Here is a 20,665-nt window from a genome sequence, read left to right as displayed (position 1 = left end):
CGGGTGCAAGCCGGTGTTCACCCAGCGGGCTCGGTAACCCGCCTGCCCGCGGGGGCGCCGCGCGGGATGACGGCTGCGGCGGCGATGCAGAACGCGGCCGCCACCGCGTAGACGGCGTCGATCCCCAGCAGGTGGATCACCACGCCCATCAGCACGGGTGCGAGGGTGTTGCTGAGCGCCTGCAACGAGTTCTGCGCGGCCATCGCCCGCCCGGCCCAGGCGAGCCCGGCGGTCTCGGCCACTGCGGTGAACATCAGCCCGTTGTGGGCCGTGGCGAATATCAGGCACACCAACAGCAGGGGCACCGAAGCGGCCGGAAGAACGGACGCGGAGAGCGCGAGCAGCACCAGCGCCAGCCCGGACCCGGCCGCGAGCACGCGCACCGGACGCAGTCGGCTGCCGATCCTGTCGGAGACGACACCCAGCGCCAACCGGCTCAACGCACCTGGCACCAGCGCCGCGCCGATCAGGGCACCGGCGGCGGGCGCGGCCCACCCGTGCTCATCGACCAGGTAGACCAGCGCGTAGGTCGTCATGGAGAACTGCGGCACGCCGAGCAGCATGCTGACCGCGTGCAGACGCCAGATGGCGGCGTGCCGGTAGGGCGAGTAGGGGCGGGAGTCGGCGACCGCGGCCGCTCGGGTGCCCGGCGCCGCTGCGCGGGAGGTGGTGGCTGGTTGCGCCGCGTGGTCCGCCCCGGGGCGGCTTTCCGCTTGCCGGGCGCCGTCGCCGGCGGCCGCGGTTTCGGCATCGTCTTCGGCCGTACCGTCCTCAGCCGTGCTGCGGTCCCGTTCGGGCGGCCGGGCGAAGACCATCACGAACGGCACCATGACCAGCGCGAGCCCGGCCGGCAGCAGCATCGCCGCGACGAACCCCCAACGCTCGGCGACCAGCGGCATCAACGTGGCCGAGCAGCCGATGCCAATGGGCTGCGCCATCTGCCGGATGCCCATCGCCAGCCCGCGCCGGCGCGCATCGAACCAGGCCAGCACCAACCGCCCACCGGCGGCATTGACCGGCCCGCCCGCCGCCCCCGCACAGACGAGCACGGCGCCGGCGCCGATCACACCGTCCACGGTCGCGAGCATGCCGAGTGCCAGCGCAGTAAGCACCAGGCTGGTCACCATCGTGAACCGCTCCCCGTAGCGGTCGATGACCACGCCCCACCCCAGCAGGGTCGCCAGCAGCCCAAGAGCGGGAAGCCCCGCCAGAGTCCCGGCCTGCGCGACGCTCAATCCGTAGGCATCCCGCAGTTCGGGCAACACGAACGGCACCCCGAACATCGCCCCGACACTGGCCACCTGCGCGACGACCGTGATTCCCAGGATGACCCAACGTCTACTCCCCACCAGGACAGCCTAGCCAGCGCCGGTCACCGGAGTTGAAGCGGGCATGGTCCCGGCTGCGGTCCGGGAAGTCCAGTCAAAGTGCCAGTGTGTTTTCGATCAATGTTCCCAAACCGACGTGAGTGTCCGGCGGCGGACCGTCATAGACGGGAGTGCCTACGGGGGATCCCTGCGGCGGGGCCCACGTCAAGGTCAAGCGTCCCTGCTGTGTGCGTGCTTCCAGCAGACGGTCAGAGCCTGACATATCAATAAGGTCTTCGGTGGAAGGCGGGTAAATTTCAACTTCGCCTGTGGTTGCCGCCGCACTGTGTTCTATTGAGTATGCGAGAGCCTCGCCCACGATTTGTGGGCCTTCTGATATTGGGTCTTCTGGTGAATTGATGATCACTCCCGGAGCGACCGGGTCTCTGGTGGCGTTATTGACAAGAGGCAGGATTTTTATGGATTCGCCGTCGAATCGGATATGACAAACCCCGGAATTGTCTTGAAGCAACGCAACGGGTTCTTCGTGGAAATCTTGCACCTCCGGTACAGCAAGTGCATCCCGCATCTCTGGGGATTCGCTGGGAACTGCCGGACTCACGGTGAGCGTTCGGCCGCCAGGGAAAGTTAAGGCTGCGATATCAGTCCCTTCTAGCGCATACGCCATCGGACGCCTGTGTCGGGATCTGCGGACGAGTTGGTCGTACAGCAGGCGCCCGATTGCATCGGTCTCGTCCCTATGGGCACGCATGGTTTTTGTGCCGAATTCGGCTTCGATTTCATAGTCGAAGTATTCGACGGCGGTTCCTCTGGTCGGTCCTGGATCCCCGTGCTCCCTGAAATCGGTGTACATGAGGTTGATATACGCCTCAACATAGCGACCGGCCATATCGGTGAACGCTATAGTGAAAAGTGTTCCGTCCGACATGACCTTGCACATGCCTTGTTGGAATGCGTAGGCCAACTCAAGGGCGATCTGCCCAATTCCTGTATTGGTTTTTATGAAGAAGTGGGCGTGTTTTGCCATGAGTCCTTCCATTCTCGAATTGGGTTCCCGTTTATGTAAATTTTCTGATCCGTGTAAGTAACGCGATTATTGTCGCTTGTGTAGACATCGATCTTGTCGAGATTATCGAGTTTGTGGCTGTACGGATTAAGGTTCTGGCGTATGCGGTTTTCAAGTACAGAGATGACGTCAGATGTTCCGAGGGAATCCCGGGTGTCGATAACGAAATTGGCAGGGATGTCGAGTGGGTATTTATTTGGCGATAGCTTGCTCAGGGCGTTGCGTAGTCGCTTATCCATTGATCCGATTGAGCTTGGGTTCTTGTATTCTACAGGTTTTCCCGGATCGTCGGGCCCGGAGCGTTCCCATGCGTCAAATTGGGGAATGCTTTTCTGTGAGCTGTCTTCATTGTAGCTGGTTACATGGTACCCTTTTGAGTCGCGGAGATCAGCTATCGGGCGTTCGTGCTGAACGTCGAATTGCCTATCGGGATCGACGACGTCCCGTTTATACTCATCTCCCAAAGCGCCCGGGCGTCGCAACTGTTCGATAGTACGATTGACCGCCTCGGGTGTTCCGTCACCCTGTTCCGCCAATTCACCTAGATCGGCGGGGTCAAACGGTCCATCTGCTTCCGCGCGTTTGGTGGCTACGCCTTCTGACGAGATCGCGGGGGAGTCTAACGCAGGAGTTGTTTCGCCCGGCGGCTTCCCTGCCGGCGGGTCCGCATCGGGACCGTCCTGCGAACCAATGGGCGGGGACCATTGTCCACCGCTCGGTGGATCACCTGGCCCGCCTCCAGGGCCGGGACCTTCTGCCGGCCCGGTGCCGGGAGCACCTGAGGTCGGGTTGTCCGTGCCGGACGGAGTGGGGCTGGGGCCGGCCGGGGGCGGGTCGTTGTTCGGTCCGTCAGGTCCGTTCGGCCCATCGGCGTTGGCTTGGATGTCGGGGCCGCCGGCCATTGCGTGTTCGCGCATGGGGATGCCGGCCACGATCTCCATGGCGTCGGTCGGGCTGTAACCCTTTTCGGTGAGACTCGCCATCTCGTCCAACTGCTCGTGGAGCTGCTGGACGCTGGGTGACTCGACCGGGTTGTCGGGGTTGCCCGCGTGGGCGGGGGCGTTCGGGTTGGGCACGTGCTTCATGGGGTCGACGGCGGGGGCCTCCGGTGGGGGAGCCTCAGCGCCGAGGCGGCCGAGCTTGCCGAACTTGAGCGCCGCTCCTACGCCGAGGGTTCCGAAGTTGAAGACGGCCTGGGAGAAGACATAACCGGGCCGGTCCGATTCCCGCCACGGCACGAAGGCGTGGCCGACCTCGATCCAAGCGGGGTAGAAGTTCTCCGCCCACTCATAGGGGGAGCCCACCCCCAGTTCACCGGTCTTGTAGTCGTAGAAGCCGGTCAGGGACCCCGCGAACGCGGCGCTGTCCTTGAGCTGGTCGCCCATGTTGGAGAACCACTGCGGACTCAGGGGGTAGACAAGCCCCATATCCCCGACCACGTTGGGGCCGTAGACGCCCACGCCCTCCGCCACCCCAGCGGCGATATTGCCGAGTCCTTGGAGCGCTTCCATCCAGAAGGGCTCGTCCACCTCTTGGGGCGCGCCCCACGGGGTCGCGGCCTCCTCGGGGATGTAATTCACCCCGTAGACCCGTTCGTTGGGCTTGCAGACCGTGGGTTTTCCCGGGTCGGCCCCGATGAACGTGGTGCCGCCGAAGATGCCGGTGATCTTGTTGGCGCAGTTGCGTTCGGCTTCCTGGTAGTTGCGGATCTGGTGATTGATGTCGATCCGGAGCGCCTCGTGCTCTTCGACCTTCTCCTCGTCCTCGCGCCAGTCGTCGTCGCCGTCGATGCTTTCCAGGAAGGTCTTGGCGTCGCCTTTCAACGCGACCAGATTCTGCTTGATCTGCTTCGCTTCCTGGGCGAACGTGGTGAGCGCATCGCCCACCGTTGCCAGCGCGTCCTGGATGTCGTCGCCGTCGGCGGCCACCGGATCGACCGCGGTGAACAGCGTCTCGGACTCCGGCGCCGCATAGACCTCTTGGAGTCCTTGCCAGGCGGACTTGATGTCGTTTCCCGACTCGGCCATCGTCTCGCCGTCACCGACGAGGTCGCTCGCGGTCGCTTCCAGTTCGTCGGCATTCAGACCGGGGATCCAGATCGCCCCGGGATCGATCTCGCCTTCGTTGCCTGCCAAAGCGGTACCACCGTGTTCCAGCCGCGGCCGCAGGGCTCGCCCGCGGCGTATGCGTCCAAAGGGGGGTCAGACTCGCGGCCCGCGCACGCTCGGCTGCCCGGGTTGCGGGGAAAGCGGACGCGGAAGCGCCTCAGAGGTCGAGGTCGGAGATGTCGCCGGCACCGCCCTGGGCCTCCGCCGCCATTTCGAGGTCGCCGTTCATATAGGCGCTCGTTGCCTCGCCGCAGCCGGAGATCGCGCTGGCGGTCCGCCCCACCATGCCCCAGAGCTTGGGGCGGATGTGGTCGACGAACTCCTCCAAGGCGAGCCCGATGGGCTCACTGGCGGCCTGTTCACCGGCGCTCTGGACGTGGTTGCCGAAGGTGTCGATCTCGCCGGTGAGCCCTTCGGTCATCTCCTCGTCGCCGACGTGGCCGCCCACGGTGGAAAGCACCGAGCTGACTCCCTCTGCGCTGATGTCCCATCCGCTCACGGTGCGTCCGTCCTCTCCTGCTCGACCGGTACGGAGCGCACTCCACCCGCGGCGATCGCGCGCAGGAAGGGCGCTCCGGACACTTAAGACGGATGGCATTATGTCAAGCATCGGCGACATACGGTGGCGGCCGGAACGCCGCCGACTGAGGGCTGTGCCGTGCCGGGCAGGTCAGATTGTGTCAAGGGGCGGCTGCCGCGCGATGGTGGCCGGTCTCGGACACGTGCCGTCGCCCGGCTCACTCCTCCGGATGCAGGAACCCGTTGAGGAACTCGCGTTCGGTGGCGTTGAGGCGGCGGGCGGATTGGGTGGTGGTGTCGTAGCCGACGAGGACCGAGAGGGCGCGGGCGTAGAGGTGGTCGTCATCGCGGATCTCGTAGGCCAGCCGGAAGCTGGCGTTGCGGACCTCGGTCACCCAGGTTTCCACGCGGACCGGTTCGCGGCGCATCAGGATGGGCCTGAGGTAGTCGACCTCGTGGCGGGCCACCACCAGGCCGCCGAGCATGGCGCGGCGGCCGGAGTCGACGTCCCAGCGGAGGAACGCGATGCGGGCGTCTTCCAAGTATGTGAGCATCCGCACGTTGTTGACGTGGTTCAGCGGGTCCAGGTCGGCGAAGCGCACCTGGGCGTGGAACACGTGGCGCTGCGCCCCTGCGGCGGCGGTCGCCGATTCGTCCGCGTCCATAGCGGTCTCCACCACGGTGATCCATCCTTCCAGCGGTTCCGGTAGGGGCGGCCGGGACGCCGCCCCGCATTACGCTATCGGCCGGGCCGCGCCGGCCCGCCGCCGATCTCCAAGCCCGTGTGGTGCGCCAGGAACGCCAGTTGGTCGGCGCTGAGGCTGACCGTGCGGGAGACCGAGCGCGAGCCGTGCCCGACCTCGGACTCGCGGCGCAGCAGGATGGGGCGCTCATCCAGCGGCGCCGCGGTGGCGTACTGCATGGCGGCGCACATCTTGCGGGCGTGCAACGGGTCCACACGGGTGTCGTTGTCGAAGACGGTGAACAGCGTGGCCGGATACGCCGTACCCGCGGTGACACGGTGGTAGGGGGAGTAGGCCAGCAGCCAGGCCAGCGCCTCGGGATCGTCGGCGCTGCCGTACTCCACGTTCCACAGCTCGCCCAGGCCGAAGCGCTCGTAGCGGACCATGTCCAGCAGCGGTGCCGAGCTCACCGCGGCGGCGAAGAGGTCGGGCCGCTGGGTGATGGCCGCGCCGACCAGGAGGCCGCCGTTGCTGCCGCCCATCGCGGCGAGCTGAGCCGGGGTGGTGCGCCCGGTGCTGATGAGGTGCTCGGCGGCCGCCGCGAAGTCGTCGAAGACGTTCTGCTTGGCGCCGAGCATCCCCGAGCGGTGCCACTCCTCGCCCTCTTCCAGACCGCCGCGCAGGTTCGCCACTGCGTATACGCCGCCGGAACGCACCCAGCTCAGCGCCGTGGCCGAGTAGCCCGGTGTCATCGAGATCTGGAACCCGCCGTAGCCGTAGAGCACGGCCGGGCGCGGGTGGATCTCGTCCTCGGCGGGGGAGACCACCAGCATGCGCACGGGCGTGCCGTCGCGGGAGGTGAATACGAGCTGTTCGGTGCGCACATCGGGCACCTCCGGGGCTCCCGGAGGCGCCGCCCACAGGCTGACGCCGCCGGTGCGGGCGTCGTATGTGTAGACCGCCGCAGGTGAGGCGCTGTCGGTGTAGCCGAACCACGCCTGGTGGCCGCCTTCGGGCCGCTCCATCAGCGCACCCACCGAACCCAGCCCCGGCAGGTCCACCGTCCCGCGCTGCTCGCCCGTTGCAAGGTCGTGCACAGTGACCTCGCTGATGGCATGGCGGCGCCACGAGACCAACAACACGCCCGAAGCGAGTTCCGGCCCGTCCAGAACTGCGTAGTCCATCAGCACCGCATCGGGATCGGCCGCCACCAGCGTCCGCCAGCGCTCGGGTCCTGGCGTGCGCGGGTCGGCCACGCACAGCCGCCCCCGCGGCCAATCGCGGTCGGTGAACACGTAGAGCCGGCCGTCGCGGCCCACATACGGCACCGCCTCGGCGTCGACATCCTCTTGGACAGCGGTGAAGCGCGGCCGCTCCCAGCCGTCCGCGGCGAGATCGGCGATCCAGGCGTCGTTGCGGGCGGAGGTCCCTTTGGCGGAGGTCAGCACCAGCCAGCGGCCGTCCTTGCTGACACCCACGCCGTAGTGCTCGGTCTTGTCGCGCCCCGCACCGAAGACCAGCACGTCGGTTTCGGTGGGCGTGCCCACGCGGTGCAGGTAGACCCGCCGGTGGTGCTGCTCCTCGCCCTCGGGCACGGTCCCCGGCGCCAGGCGGCGCACGTAGTAGAACGCCTCGCCGCCGGGCAGCCAAGCGACCGGTGAGTACCGGCACCGGTCAATGGGCCCGTCCACGGTCTCGCCGGTGGCCAGGTCCATGACCCGCAGCCGCGACTCCTCGTCACCGCCTTCGGAGAGCTGGTAGGCCAGCAGCCGCCCTTCGCGGTCGGGCACCCAGGAGTCCAGTGTGGTGTCGCCGGTGGGGTCCAGCGCCATCGGGTCGACCAGGGCGCGCTCGGTGGGTGCGCTCCCATCGGCGGCGGGCCCGGCCGCGTAAAGAACCCCGTGCTCCTGATCGGCCGCGCGCCGCGTGAACAGGCAGTGTTCGCCCCGCCAGACGGGGACTCCGACGAACCCGGCGGCCATCAGCGCCTCTATGCGCTCGGCCAACCGCTCCCGCCCCCGCCACAGCGGGGACCGCGCACTGAACAGCGCGTCCTGCGCGCTGCTCCACTCCTTGGTCTGGGGCGAGCGGGGGTCCTCCAGCCAGCGGTAGGGATCGGCGATGCGGTGTCCGTGCAGATCCTCCACGCAGTCGGTGCGCTCAGCAGCGGGATAGCGAGGTTCAGGCATGACCAGAACTCTATCGGCCCGTAGCGGCGCGCCTCTGCGCCACCGGGACAATCTGGGACGACCATGTGTTACCCGGTGGTTTTCGCTGCCTACGCATAATTAGGGTGGCGGCAGAGCGGTCCGACCTAGCAAACTGAATGCGGGACGTTACTCGGCGGGAACCACCCACGGGAGGTCCGTGTGGCAACGCGAACAGCACCGGTCGTCCGGCCGGTCGACAAGGAGGTCTCCTGGCTGGCCGATCGGCTGGCCGGGGATGAGACACGGCCGTTGGCTCCGACGGTCATGGAGAAGCTGTGAGCAGCGCGCGCAGTACGGAGGGCGGTACAGGGCACCGCCACGTGCTGCTGCTCAACGCCAGCTATGAGCCGTTGACCACTCTGCCGCTGCGCCGGGCGATCCTGCTCGTGCTGCGGGAGAAAGCCGAAGTCGTGCACGGCGATGCCGCAGGCACCGCACTGCACTCGGCCACCACCGCACTGTCGGTGCCCTCGGTCATTCGGCTGCGACGCTACATCAGGGTGCCTTACCGGCGCCGCGTGCCCCTGACCCGGGTGGCCCTGATGCGGCGCGACGGCAACCACTGTGCTTACTGCGGAAAGCGGGCCGAGACCATCGACCACGTTATCCCCCGCAGCCGCGGCGGTGCGCACATCTGGGAGAACGTAGTGGCCTCCTGCAAGCCGTGCAACCACCGCAAGGCCGACCATCTGCTCGACGAACTCGGTTGGCGGCTGAACGTGACCCCCACGGTTCCCCGCGGGCTGCACTGGCGGCTCATCAACGGTGAGAACCACGGCGACCCCCAGTGGGCGCCGTACATGGCGCGCGTCGCGGCCTGAGCCGGCAGGCAACAGGGCCGCGATAGGCGTTTCGGTGCCCGGCGGCGGGCTCCCAGGTCCCACCCGCCGCCGGGCGCTCGCGTCTGGACGCATGCATACCGCGCCGCGAACGCCCCTGCCGGCCCGCTCTGCCAATGGGCAGGCGGGCCGAGGCGGTGGCCGAAGGCCGGGCGCTCGGGCTAGTTCTCGATCTGACCGACGTCGCGGGCAGCGCCGGTGGAGGCCGAGGTGGCCATCGCGGCGTAGGCGCGCAGGGCCTGGGTGACCGGCCGTTCGCGCTTGACAGGCCGGAAGGTGCCCAGCTCGGCCAGCAGTTCGGCGCGCCGGGAGTCGAGTTCGGCGGCAGGCACATCGACCCGCAGCGTGCGGTTGGGGATGTCGATGACCACGCGGTCGCCCTCGCGCACCAGCGCGATGTCGCCGCCCTGGGCGGCCTCGGGCGAGGCGTGCCCGATGGACAGCCCCGAGGTGCCGCCGGAGAACCGGCCGTCGGTGATCAGCGCGCAGGCCTTGCCCAGGCCGCGGCCCTTGAGGAAGCTCGTGGGGTAGAGCATCTCCTGCATGCCGGGGCCGCCCTTGGGCCCCTCGTAGCGGATGACGACCACGTCGCCCGGCTCGATCAGCTTGTTCAGGATGCCGTCGACGGCGTCCTCCTGGCTCTCGAACACCTTCGCCGGTCCGGAGAAGGTGTAGAGCTCCTCCTCGACACCGGCGGTCTTGACGATGGCGCCGTCGGGAGCGAGGTTGCCGTAGAGCACCGCCAGCCCGCCGTCGGCGGTGTAGGCGTGGGCGGTTTCGCGGATGCAGCCGGCCTCGCGGTCGGTGTCGAGGGTCTCCCAGCGGACGTTCTGGGAGTAGGCCTTGGTGGTGCGCTTGCCGCCCGGTGCGGCGTAAAACAGTTCGCGGGCGTCCTCGGCGCAGGTATCAGCTGAGATGTCCCACTTTGCGAGGTACTCGCCGAGCGTTGCGCCGTGGACGGTGGGCACCGAGGTGTCGATCAGCCCGCCGCGGGCGAGCGCGCCCAGGATGGCGGGGATACCGCCTGCCCGGTGCACGTCCTCGATGTGGTACTTGTCGGTGTTCGGCGCGACCTTGCACAGGCACGGCACCCCGCGGGAGAGCTGGTCGATGTCGGGCAGGCCGAACTTCACACCGGCCTCGGTGGCCGCCGCCAGCAGGTGCAGGATGGTGTTGGTGGAGCCGCCCATGGCGATGTCCAGCGCCATGGCGTTGGCGAAGGCCGTCGGCGAGGCGATGGACAGCGGCAGCACCGAGGAATCGTCCTGCTCGTAGTAGCGGCGGGCGGCCTCGACCACCTTGTGCCCGGCGTCGTCGTAGAGCTGCTTGCGGGCGACGTGGGTGGCCAGCACCGTGCCGTTGCCCGGCAGCGCCAGCCCCATGGCCTCGGTCAGGCAGTTCATCGAGTTGGCGGTGAACATGCCCGAGCAGGAGCCGCAGGTGGGGCAGGCGGCCTCCTCGATCTCGTCCAGTTCGGCCTGGGAGACCGATTCGTCGGCCGAGCCGACCATCGCGTCGATCAGGTCCAGCTTGCGCTCGGTGACGGCGGTGCCGTTGACCACCGTGGCCTTGCCGGCCTCCATCGGCCCGCCGGAGACGAAGACCGTGGGGACGTTCAGCCGCATCGCGGCCAGCAGCATGCCCGGCGTGATCTTGTCGCAGTTGGACACGCACACCAGCGCGTCGGCGCAGTGGGCGTTGACCATGTACTCGACGGCGTCGGCGATGAGTTCGCGGCTGGGCAGCGAGTAGAGCATGCCGCCGTGGCCCATGGCGATGCCGTCGTCGACGGCGATGGTGTTGAACTCCCGAGGCACCCCGCCGGCCTCGCGCACGCCGTCGGCGACGACATCGGCGACCTCGCGGAGGTGGACGTGGCCCGGCACGAATTGCGTGAAGCTGTTGGCGATCGCGACGATCGGCTTGCCGAAGTCCTCGCGTTCCACGCCGGACGCGCGCATAAGGGCGCGCGCGCCGGCCATGTTCCTGCCGTGGGTGACGGTGCGTGAGCGCAGCGCGGGCATGGGGTACTCCCATCGACGCCGGGAGGCGTTTACGACGTGTGTTCCTCTGTCGATGGTAGCGCCGATGCGGGACCGGACGTGTCTCGTTGCCGGAGATCAAATGTCCGGATGGTGAGACATCCCTGTTCTTGGGTGCGCGTCTACTCAGGCGCGTAGCGGGCCGGACACGCCGAACGCGCCGGGGCGGGGCGGCCTCCGGCGCGTTCGGGTGGAGCGGTTGCGGGCGGGCGGCGGGAGAGGGGCGGGAGCGGACAAGGGTGCGAGTGCGGGACGGGGGCGGGCGGCGGCGCGGCCGGGAGGGGAGCCGGACGCGGCGCGCGGGCGGTTCAGTACCGGGCGGGCAGCACCTTGCTGGCCGCCTCGTGGATCTCCTCGATCTCCTGGTCGGTCAGGCGTGACTTGCCGCTGCGCAGCCACTTGCGGACCTTGGTGCCGCCGATGACGTCGACACCGCGCAGGTTGTGGCTGTCCCAGGGCAGGGACGGCCCGTAGATGGCCAGCGACGGGCGCACCGTGATCTCGCGCCCGAGGTACTCGCTGATAAGGCGTTCGGCGGCGCGCGCTTCTTCGAGCGCCTCGTCGATCCGCTCGTTCTTGGAGAATTTGCCGTGGTAGAGCTTTTCAAGCTTGTTGCGCAGCGGCAGCCGCTTGTCCCACGACTCGGAGTCGATGGCGAAGGCGCCGCGCCGACCCACGATGAAGTGGTCGATCTGGCCGTTGCCGCCGGGGATGCCGCGGGCGTGCAGCACCCGGTAGCCCAGCCTCCGCATCAGGCGCAGTTGGGCCTCGGTGCGGCGCTGGGCCGCGGCCGGTTTGCGCCAGCGAGGGACCTCGGACTGGCGCCGGGAGGAGTAGACGGAGAAGGCGATCAGTACCGCGGCCGCGAAGGTGGCGCCGATCCGCCAGTCGGTGGTGAGGAGCCCGCAGACCGCCCCGACGGCGGCGGCGACGCCGCCGCGCAGCAGCCAGCGCCGCCCCGAATCAGAGGCCAGTGCGCCGTAGGTCTTGCGGGCCGCTGTGTTGGAGCCCTGGGAGTCGGTGGAACGGGCGCCGGTGGAACCGGTCGCGGGCGGAGTGGAGAAGGGCGATCCGGAGCGGCTCTGCTGCGCGGTGCCGTTGCCTGTGGTTGCCGATTGCACGCTGGAAAGAGTAGTTCGATCCATATGCGAGTCCTAGTACATCGAATCTCACACTTTACTTCCCCGCCCTGGGGTGCTTTCTCACGTGTCCGTCCGGTTGTTCCGGGGGAGGATAACCCTTTCCGGGGTCTCTAGAGAGGCACTCGGGTTCATCCCCTGCAAATGTGGTCTTGACACCCCCTGTTGCGGACTACGCTTGGCTCTCATGGCCGAGATCCACGATCTGACCGCGATCCAGCAGGCCGAGGCCGTCCGTCGGCGCGACCTCTCTCCGGTGGACATCACCGAGCACTACCTCACGCGTATCGAGCGCCTCAACGAGAAGCTCGGGGCTTTCATTGCGGTTGCGGGCGAATTCGCGCGCGAACAGGCCCGAAAGGCGGAGGAAGAGGCGCTTTCCGACACGCCGGGCGAACCGCCGCCGCTGCTCGGCGTGCCCATTCCGATCAAGGATGTCGATCCGGTGGAGGGCCTGCGCTTCACCAGTGGGTCGGCCGTGCATACCGACCGCGTGGCCGATACCGACTCCGATGTGGTCAGCGAGCTCCGCGCCGCCGGGGCGATCGTCACCGGCAAGACCCACACCCCCGAGTTCGCCCTCGCCTGCTACACCGACAGCGACCTCGCGCCGCCCGCCCGTACACCCTGGGACCTCACCCGCTCGGCAGGCGGCTCCAGCGGCGGCGCGGCGGCCGCCGTGGCGGCGGGCCTGGCACCGGCCGCCCACGGCAGCGACGGCGGCGGCTCCATCCGAATCCCGGCCAGCGCCTGCGGCGTGTTCGGCATCAAGCCCACCCGCGGACGGGTGACCGCGGGCCCGCTCAAGCCCGACTTCATCGGACTGTCGAGCGCCGGCCCGCTCGCCCGTACCGTCGCCGACGCCGCCCTGGTGCTGGACATCATCTCCGTCAACCGCCCCGGCGACTACTTCACCGCCCCGCCGCTGCCGGCGGGCGAGACGTTCCTCGGATATGCCCTGCGGGAACCGGGCAGGCTGCGGATCGGCCGCTTCAGCTCGCCGACGACACCCGGTATCGAGGTCGCCCCCGAGGTAATGGCCGCCTACGAGGACACCACCGCGCTGCTGGGCGAGCTCGGCCACGACGTCGAGGACATCGAACCGCCCTTCAATGAGGGCGAGCTCGGGGAGTTCGGACTGATCTGGGCGGCCCTGGCGGCGGCCAACCCCGTCGATCCCGTCGACGAGCACCTGCTGCGCCCGCTGACCCGGTGGCTGCACGAGCGCGCCGCCGAATCCTCCATTGCGGCCTACATGGGCGCCACCGCCCGGTTGCAGAACGCGGTACGCGCGGCCCTGCCGCAGTTGCTGCCCTATGACGTGGTGCTCAGTCCCACGCTGGCGCAGCTGCCGGCTCCGGTGGGCCACTTCAGCGGCGACCCGGCAGCGCAGTTCCGCCGAATGACCGAGTTCACCCCGTTCACCTCGCTGTTCAACATCACCGGCCAGCCCTCGGCGAGCGTCCCGCTGCACTGGAGCCCCCAAGGGCTGCCGGTGGGTGTCATGCTCACCGGGCGCCCGGGCGGCGAACCTACTCTGCTGTCGCTGTCGGCCCAGCTGGAGGCGGCGCGTCCATGGGCGGAGCGCCGCCCGGACGCGTGGTGGGAGTAGACCCGCCGGCCTGCGCGGTTTCCGTCTGCGCGGCCGCGCTGTCAGCGGTCTCATCTGCCTCTGTGCTCTCCGCTGCCGCGGCCGGTGGCGGGCCCAGCCGCAGCGCGGCCGCGGCCGCCAGCAATGTCGCCACGGCCGCGCCCGCCGCCCCGGCGGCGGCACCGCCGAAATCGATGAGCCACCCGGTCAGCGGCGCGGCGACGGAGATGCCGCCGGTGATGGACGAAGCGAACCAGCCGAAGGCCTCGCCGCGGCGGTGGGCCGGGGCGACCCCGCTTAAGCGCTCGGTGACGGCGGCGATGGTCGGTGCGGCGAACAGCCCGCCCGCGAACAGCACGGGAGTCAGTAGCCACGGCGAGGGCAGGTGCAGCAGCGGCGGCAGCAGCGGTACCAGCAGCGCCACCCCCGCTGCGGCCGCGAACGCGCGCCGCGCCGGCCGCGGCGGGCCGCTCAGCGTCCCCGCGAGCAGGCCGCCCACACCCGACCCGGCGGCGTAAACGGCCATCAGCGCCCCGGCATAGCCCGGCGACCCGAGCTCGCGCGCCCAGGCCACGATGGTCAGGTCGACCGCGCCCAGGCCCACGGCCAGCAGGGCGCTCGTTGCCAGGACCAGCGCGATCCGCGGGTTGGTGAGCAGGGAGCGGCCGTCTGCGCGGGACGGGACCCGCCCTGCGTCGGGCGGCATGGGCGCGGAGAGCCCAGCGCGCCGCAGGCTCCAGGCCAATCCTGCGGCCCCCACGCACGGCAGGACCGCCAGCACGGCCACGGCCGCGCGGCTGCCGGCCAGCCCGACCATGGCCGCCGCCAGCAGCGGCCCGGCAATGAACAGCAGCTCCTGCAGCGTGGCTTCGGCGGCGAACATGGTCTGGCGGTTGCGTCCGGAGGTGATGCGCGGCCAGATCGAGCGGGCGATCTGGGTGGCCGGCGGCTGGAACAGGCCGGTGGCCAGCGCCAGCGGAATCGCCGCCCACCACAGCGCAGCGGGCAGCAGCGCCAGCGCACCCAGCCCGGCGCCGTAGACCGCGGCCGAGCTGAGCATCAGCTTGGCCTTGGAGCTGCGGTCGGCGATCCGTCCGCGCAGCGGGCCGGCAACGGCGGTGCCCACGGTCAGCCCGCCGGCGACGAGACCGGCGATGGCGTAGGAGCCGGTCCACCCGGCGACCAGGAAGGTCACCGCAATCGGCAGCCCGCCGAGCTGCACCCGGGCGCACAGCGACCAGAACAGTAGCGAGGGGACGTGGGGGATCGCGAAGAGCCGACGATAGGACGACAACACTCCCGCATGTTACTGGGGAGTCCCGCACCGGCAGGCGGCAGCCCGCTCCGATCGACATTTGCGGCAAAGTTCGCAATAGGTCGTGCGGGCGGGAGTAGGGGTATGGCGCAGCCGCCACGGACCCCTGCAGTGCGGCATTATCGTTGTCTGTGAGTGATGCGGAGCTGGCCCGGCTGGCCGAAGAATACGGCGTTGCGACGACGTACGAGGATTGGCGCGGCCGCCGCGTCCACGTTTCCGTCGACACGCTGCGCCACGTGCTGGGCGCCATGGACGTCGATGCCTCCTCGCCCCGCGCCGCGCTGGCCGACCACTGGGCCCGCCAGGCCACCCGCCTGCTGCCGCCGTGCGTGGTCACCCGCGCCGGCCGCACCCCGCAGCTGCCCCTGCCCGACCTCTCGCGCTGCTGGGTCGAGCAGGCCGGCGGCGGCTGGAGCGAACCCGGCCCGCGGCTGCCGCTGGGCAGGCACACCCTGCACGTCGAGAACGGGGCCGTGCGCCAGCAGGCGCCGCTGCTGGTGGTCCCCGACCGGCTGGAGCCGCTGCCCGACGAACGGCGGGTCTGGGGGCTGACCGCCCAGCTCTACTCGTTGCGTTCGCGCGCCTCGTGGGGCATGGGCGATCTGCGCGACCTCGCCGAACTCGCCGACTGGAGCGCCCGCGACCTCGGCGCCGACTTCACCGTGGTCAACCCCCTGCACGCCACCGAACCCGCCTGCCCCATCGAGCCATCGCCCTACCTGCCCGTCAGCCGCCGCTACTGCGGGCCGCTGAACATCCGGATCGAGGACATCCCCGAGTACGCCGCCCTGGAGCCCGCTCAGCGCGAGACCATCCAGCGGCTGGCCCGCCCGTTGCGCGAGCACGCCCGCACCGCCGACCTGCTCGACCGGGACGCCGTCTGGGACGCCAAACGCAGTGCGCTGATGATGCTGTTCCAGGTGCCGCGCACCCCGGCGCGCGAAGCCGCATTCCAGGCCTACCTCGGCCGCGAGGGCGCCACCCTGGTGGAGTACGCCACCTGGTGCGCCCTGGCAGAGGAGCACGGGGCCGACTGCCGCACCTGGCCGGTGGAGCTGCGAGACGTTTCGGCGCATACGGTTGGAGCCGAGGCGCTGCGCCGCTGGCCGGGCGTGGAGTTCCACCGGTGGCTGCAGTGGATCCTCGACGACCAACTCGCCGCCGCCCAGGCCGGAGCCCGCGCGGCGGGGATGTCGCTGGGCATCGTGCACGACCTGGCCGTCGGGGTGCAGCCCGGCGGCGCCGACGCGTGGATGTTCGCCGACACCATCGCACCCGGCGTCCGAGTGGGCGCGCCGCCCGACGAGTTCAACCAGCGCGGCCAGGACTGGGGCCAGCCGCCCTGGCACCCCGTCAAGCTGGCCGAGCAGGGCTATGCCCCCTTACGGCAGGTCCTCGGCCAGGTGCTGCGCCACGCGGGCGGGGTGCGCATGGACCACGTCATGGGCCTGTTCCGGCTGTGGTGGGTGCCCGAGGGCGGCTCGCCCGCCGACGGGACCTACGTGCGCTACGACCACGAGGGCACGGTCGGCAGCCTGCTGCTGGCCGCCCGCGAGTTCGACGCGGCAGTGGTCGGCGAGGACCTGGGGACGGTGGAGCCCTGGGTGCGCGACCACCTCGGCGAACGGGGCGTGCTGGGGACCTCGGTGCTGTGGTTCGAGCGCCGCGACGACGGCAGCCCGCGCCGCCCCGAGGAGTGGCGCCCCGACAGCCTGGCCACCGTCGCCACCCACGACCTGCCGCCGGTGGCGTCCTACCTCTCCGCCGAGCACGTGGAACTGCGCGACCGCTTGGGCCTGCTGGACCGCCCCGCGGCGGTCGAACGCGCCGAGGCCGAGGCGCAGGCGGCCGCCTGGTGCGAGCGCCTGGTGGAACTGGGGCTGCTCGACCCCGCGGTGGACCCGCTGTCGGAGCCGGCCACCGTGGTCGCCGCGCTGCACGCCTACCTGGTGCGCACGCCCGCGCGGATGATCGGGATATCGCTGGCCGATGTGGTCGGTGATAGGCGGATGCAGAACCAGCCCGGAACCAGCGACGCCTACCCCAATTGGCGGATACCGCTGACCAGCGCCGAGGGCGAGCCGGTGCTGCTGGACGAGCTGATCGCCGACCCCCGGCTGGCCGAGCACGCACGCCGGGCACTGCGGCCGCTCATCGAACCGTCCTACCTGCAGTTCTAGCCGCCGGGCGCCGGTTGCCGGTCACCGGCCGGCCGTCGCCGGGCGCACGCATCCGCGGCCCGCACGCACCGGGTGCGCGCGGGCCGCGGAGACGGACTGCGGAACGGAACCTAGGCTTCGCGCGACCCGGCGTCGCGGCGCTGGGCCTCCAGGGCCCGCCGCACGCCCGCCGCGCCCTCGACGAGCAGGCGGCGCAGCGCCGGCGCCGGCTGCTGTTCACTGATGTAGGCCTCGGTGCGGCGAATGGTCTCCTCCTCGACCAGGTGGCCGGGGTAGGCCATCTCGGCGAAGGTCTGGGCGAACTCGCCGGTCCACTCCTGCCAGGCCTTGCCGATCAGGTCGAAGTAGCGGTCGACGTAGGGCCGGTACAGCTCGCGGTGGGCGGGCTCGGCGAATCCCGACAGCGTCGCGCGGAACTCGGCGTTGGCCATCTGACCGGAGCGGATGCGGTCCCACGCCTGCGCCTTGGCCTCGGGCCCGGGGATCGCGGCGCGGCAGCCGGCGGCCTTGCGCTCGCCGGTGGCGGTGGGGTCGAGCTCCAGTTCGCCGGTGATCTCCTTCTCGCCGGCGCGTCCGGCCGCCACGAGCCGGCGCAGCAGTGTCCACCGCAGGTCGGTGTCGATGGCCAGCCCCTCGACGGTGATCGCGCCGTCGAGCAGCCCCTGCAGCAGCGAGAGGTGCTCGCCGCCGACCGCGGCGTCGGCGAACCCGTTGGCGTAGGCCAGCTGCAGGTCGCCACCGGGTTCGGCCGCTGTGAGCAGGCCGCGCAGCCGCCCGGCGAGCAGGTCGAAGCCGGTTTCCCGCCAGGAGTGCGCGGTGTACTGGTGCAGCGCGGTCACCGCCTGGCGCAGCAGGGTCTGCACGACCATGACGTCGCTGACTCCGCCGATGCCCGTGACGACCAGCTTCACGAAGTCGCGTGCGGCCATCTCGGCGTCGCGGGTCATGTCCCAGGCCGCGGCAAAGCACAGGGCGCGGGGGAGGGACTCGGAGATCTCCCCGGCGGCGTCCACAACGGTGCGCAGCGAGCGCTCGTCCAACCGGATCTTGGTGAAGGTGAGGTCGTCGTCGTTTACCAGCACCAGGTCGGGCCGGGCCTTGCCGACCAGTTCGGGCACCTTGGTGCGCTCGCCGGAGACGTCCAGCTCGACGCGCTCGCGGCGGACGATGCCCTTTTCGGTGCGGTCGTACAGGCCCACCGCCAGCCGGTGCGAGCGCAGCGTGGGGTGTTCGGCGGTCGCCTCCTGCAGCACCGAGAAGGAGGTGAAGGCGCCGTCGGCGCCGACCTCGAACTCCGGGCGCATGGTGTTGACCCCGGCGGTCTCCAGCCACTCCCGCGACCAGCTCGCCAGGTCGCGCCCAGAAGCGTGCTCCAGATGGCGCAGCAGGTCCGACAGCTTGGTGTTGCCCCAGGCGTGTTCGTCGAAGTAGGCGCGCACCCCCGCGAAGAAGGCGTCCTCACCCACGTAGGCGACGAGCTGCTTGAGGACCGAGGCGCCCTTGGCGTAGGTGATGCCGTCGAAGTTGACCTCGACCGCCTGCATGTCGGGGATGTCGGCGGCGATGGGGTGGGTGGAGGGCAGCTGGTCCTGGCGCAGCGCCCAGGCCTTCTCGACGTTGGCGAAGGTGGTCCAGGCCTCGCTCCACTTGGTGGCGTTGACCTGGCAGTAGACGCTGGCGAAGGTCGCGAAGGACTCGTTCAGCCACAGGTCGTCCCACCAGCGCATGGTCACCAGGTCGCCGAACCACATGTGCGCCATCTCGTGCAGGATGGTCTCGGCGCGGCGCTCGTAGCGGGCGTCGGTGACCCGGGAGCGGAAGACGTAGTCCTCCAGGAAGGTCACCGCGCCGGCGTTCTCCATGGCGCCGGCGTTGAACTCCGGGACGAACAACTGGTCGTACTTGCCGAACGGGTAGCGCCGCCCGAAAAGCCGGTGGTAGAAGTCGAACCCCTGTTTGGTGACGTCCAGGATCGCGTCGGCGTCGAGGTACTCCGCCAGCGACGCCCGGCAGTACACACCCAGCGGGATCCCGTCGTGCTCGTCGCGCACCACGTGGTACGGGCCGGCGATCAGCGCCGTGATGTAGGTCGAGACCGGGTCGGTGGCCGGGAAGTGCCACCGCGACTTGGGGCCCGCCGGGTCTTCCACCGCTTGGCCCGCGACGTCGGGGGCGCTGTTGGAGACCGCCTCGAAGTCGGCGGGTGCGAAGACGGTCAGCTCGAAGGACGCCTTGAGGTCGGGCTGGTCGAAGCAGGCGTACATCCGCTGCGCGTCGGAGGTCTCGAACTGGCTGTAGAGGTAGGTGCGGCCGTCGACCGGGTCGACGAAACGGTGCAGGCCCTCGCCGGTGCGCATGTAGGCCGCTTCGGCCAGCACCCGCAGCTCGTTCTCGGCCTGCAGCCCCCGCAGCGCGATCCGGCCGCCGTCGAACACCTGGGCCGGATCGAGCGCCTCGCCGTTGAGCACGACCGAGGTGACGCTCGGTGCGGTCAGGTCGATGAAGGTTTCGGCCCCCGGTTCGGCGCAGTCGAATCTGACCACCGTGTTGGACCGGAAGGTCTGGTCGCTCTCGGTGAGATCGAGTTCCACGGTGTAGGAGCCCACGCTGAGAATGCGAGCCCGCTCCCGTGCCTCGTCACGTGTCAGATTGCCCGCCACGTCCGCTCCCTCCAGGCCGCCGGTGTCCGCCGGCCTAAGTCGCTGTTTCCCCCGCTGCAGCCCTGCCGGAATCGAGGGGTGCAATGCATGCCGTGTCCGATCCTGCCACGGTCGGCGGAGGAATGCTGAACCCGTTGCCGAGGTTGCAGCGTGTGTGCCGAGCGAGTGCGGTGCGGCCTTCGGGGCGGCGGCGCACTGGAACGGTTCCGGAGCACGATGACGTTGCAAGGAGAATTCCATGGTTGCCGGTAATGACCAGGCCGAAACCGTCCCCGTCGATTTCTGGTTCGACCCGGTGTGCCCGTGGGCGTGGATGACGTCGCGGTGGTTGCTCGAGGTCGAGCAGGTGCGGCCGGTACGCGCGCGCTGGCACGTGATGAGCCTGAGCGTGCTCAACGAGGGCCGCGACGTGTCCGACGACTACCGGTCGATCCTCGAAACCGGCTGGGGGCCGGTGCGCGTGGCGATCGCCGCCGAACAGCGGTTCGGCAGCGAGGTACTGGGCCCGCTCTACACCGCGCTGGGTACCCGCCTGCACAACCGCAAGGAACCGCGCAGCGAGCAGACCTACCGCGCGGCGCTGGCAGAGGCCGGCCTGCCCGAGGACCTGGTTGCAGCCGCCCGCTCCACCGACTACGACGACGAACTCCGCCGATCCCACCACGACGGCATGGACCGTGTCGGCTACGAGGTCGGCACCCCGGTGATCTCCGTCGAGGGCGTGTCCTTCTTCGGCCCGGTGGTCAGCCCCGCACCCAAGGGCGGGGCCGCCGGAAAGCTGTGGGACGGGGTCCTGGCGGTCGCCGGAACCGACGGATTCTTCGAGCTCAAGCGCAGCCGCACCCGCAACCCCGTTTTCGACCAGTAAGGTGCCTACCCCGCCCCCTTCGCCGCGGTGGAGCGGGCGAGCCTGCGGCCGAAGGCGGAACCCCGGCGCGTCCGGCGCCGTTGACCCTGTGCAGCAACGGACAGAGAGGTCTGC

General features: G+C 69.8%; 14 protein-coding genes. 4 read left to right on the top strand and 10 right to left on the bottom strand.

Annotation, left to right across the window (positions count from 1 at the left end; all coding sequences use genetic code 11):
• Positions 1-17: 17 nt before the first annotated feature.
• From ACYVD5_RS15865 to ACYVD5_RS15840, 6 genes are all read right to left on the bottom strand, one after another.
• Complete coding sequence (locus ACYVD5_RS15865; RefSeq protein ID WP_461001812.1) at positions 18-1,349, bottom strand: MFS transporter; 1,332 nt, start codon at positions 1,347-1,349, stop codon at positions 18-20.
• Positions 1,350-1,422: 73 nt separating this feature from the next.
• Complete coding sequence (locus tag ACYVD5_RS15860; protein ID WP_461001811.1) at positions 1,423-2,355, bottom strand: hypothetical protein; 933 nt, start codon at positions 2,353-2,355, stop codon at positions 1,423-1,425.
• Complete coding sequence (locus ACYVD5_RS15855) at positions 2,328-4,529, bottom strand: hypothetical protein (RefSeq protein WP_461001810.1); 2,202 nt, start codon at positions 4,527-4,529, stop codon at positions 2,328-2,330. Before ACYVD5_RS15855 ends, ACYVD5_RS15860 begins: the two co-directional genes overlap by 28 nt.
• Before the next feature lie 130 nt (positions 4,530-4,659).
• Complete coding sequence (locus tag ACYVD5_RS15850; RefSeq protein WP_461001809.1) at positions 4,660-5,001, bottom strand: DUF6507 family protein; 342 nt, start codon at positions 4,999-5,001, stop codon at positions 4,660-4,662.
• A gap of 238 nt (positions 5,002-5,239) precedes the next feature.
• Positions 5,240-5,686, bottom strand: coding sequence for an acyl-CoA thioesterase (locus ACYVD5_RS15845; protein ID WP_461001840.1), 447 nt, complete (start codon positions 5,684-5,686; stop codon positions 5,240-5,242).
• 74 nt (positions 5,687-5,760) lie between these two features.
• Positions 5,761-7,893, bottom strand: coding sequence for a prolyl oligopeptidase family serine peptidase (locus ACYVD5_RS15840; RefSeq protein WP_461001808.1), 2,133 nt, complete (start codon positions 7,891-7,893; stop codon positions 5,761-5,763).
• Between the two features lie 341 nt (positions 7,894-8,234).
• Between ACYVD5_RS15840 and ACYVD5_RS15835 the strand changes: the two genes are divergently transcribed.
• Positions 8,235-8,735, top strand: a complete 501-nt coding sequence (locus ACYVD5_RS15835) for an HNH endonuclease (protein ID WP_461001839.1) — start codon at positions 8,235-8,237, stop codon at positions 8,733-8,735.
• A gap of 179 nt (positions 8,736-8,914) precedes the next feature.
• Here the strand turns inward: ACYVD5_RS15835 and ilvD are convergent, their stop codons facing one another.
• On the bottom strand, positions 8,915-10,777 hold the full coding sequence (ilvD, locus tag ACYVD5_RS15830) for a dihydroxy-acid dehydratase (protein ID WP_461001807.1): 1,863 nt from the start codon (positions 10,775-10,777) through the stop codon (positions 8,915-8,917).
• Positions 10,778-11,103: 326 nt separating this feature from the next.
• Positions 11,104-11,916, bottom strand: a complete 813-nt coding sequence (locus ACYVD5_RS15825; protein ID WP_461001806.1) for a nuclease-related domain-containing protein — start codon at positions 11,914-11,916, stop codon at positions 11,104-11,106.
• Between the two features lie 205 nt (positions 11,917-12,121).
• Between ACYVD5_RS15825 and ACYVD5_RS15820 the strand changes: the two genes are divergently transcribed.
• Positions 12,122-13,546, top strand: a complete 1,425-nt coding sequence (locus ACYVD5_RS15820) for an amidase (RefSeq protein WP_461001805.1) — start codon at positions 12,122-12,124, stop codon at positions 13,544-13,546.
• On the opposite strand, the gene ACYVD5_RS15815 is transcribed toward ACYVD5_RS15820, so the two are convergent.
• Positions 13,467-14,822 carry an MFS transporter gene (locus ACYVD5_RS15815; RefSeq protein ID WP_461001804.1) on the bottom strand — a complete coding sequence of 452 codons (1,356 nt, stop codon included), beginning with the start codon at positions 14,820-14,822 and terminating at the stop codon, positions 13,467-13,469. The genes ACYVD5_RS15820 and ACYVD5_RS15815 overlap by 80 nt on opposite strands.
• A 149-nt stretch (positions 14,823-14,971) precedes the next feature.
• On the opposite strand from ACYVD5_RS15815, the gene malQ reads away from it, so the two are divergent.
• Entirely contained in the window at positions 14,972-17,023 is a 2,052-nt protein-coding gene (gene malQ / locus ACYVD5_RS15810) for a 4-alpha-glucanotransferase (RefSeq protein WP_461001803.1), read from the top strand.
• 110 nt (positions 17,024-17,133) lie between these two features.
• Here the strand turns inward: malQ and pepN are convergent, their stop codons facing one another.
• Positions 17,134-19,683: an aminopeptidase N gene (gene pepN, locus ACYVD5_RS15805; RefSeq protein ID WP_461001802.1), complete on the bottom strand. Its 2,550-nt coding sequence runs from the start codon at positions 19,681-19,683 to the stop codon at positions 17,134-17,136.
• A 238-nt stretch (positions 19,684-19,921) separates the two neighbouring features.
• Here pepN and ACYVD5_RS15800 point away from each other — a divergent pair, with 238 nt between their 5' ends.
• Entirely contained in the window at positions 19,922-20,551 is a 630-nt protein-coding gene (locus ACYVD5_RS15800) for a mycothiol-dependent nitroreductase Rv2466c family protein (protein ID WP_461001801.1), read from the top strand.
• Positions 20,552-20,665: the final 114 nt, after the last annotated feature.

It is taken from the genome of Streptomonospora sediminis, from assembly GCF_054778995.1.
The sequence above is the reverse complement of the archived record's forward strand: the minus strand, read 5'-3'. Positions and strand labels throughout refer to the sequence as shown.

What these genes read in the sequence shown, in the direction of transcription:
- ACYVD5_RS15845 (WP_461001840.1), bottom strand. Translation starts at nt 5,686, where the DNA reads ATGGACGCGGACGAATCGGCGACCGCCGCCGCAGGGGCGCAGCGCCAC.
- ACYVD5_RS15860 (WP_461001811.1), bottom strand. Translation starts at nt 2,355, where the DNA reads ATGGCAAAACACGCCCACTTCTTCATAAAAACCAATACAGGAATTGGG.
- ACYVD5_RS15820 (WP_461001805.1), top strand. Translation starts at nt 12,122, where the DNA reads ATGGCCGAGATCCACGATCTGACCGCGATCCAGCAGGCCGAGGCCGTC.
- ACYVD5_RS15840 (WP_461001808.1), bottom strand. Translation starts at nt 7,893, where the DNA reads ATGCCTGAACCTCGCTATCCCGCTGCTGAGCGCACCGACTGCGTGGAG.
- ilvD (WP_461001807.1), bottom strand. Translation starts at nt 10,777, where the DNA reads ATGCCCGCGCTGCGCTCACGCACCGTCACCCACGGCAGGAACATGGCC.
- ACYVD5_RS15800 (WP_461001801.1), top strand. Translation starts at nt 19,922, where the DNA reads ATGGTTGCCGGTAATGACCAGGCCGAAACCGTCCCCGTCGATTTCTGG.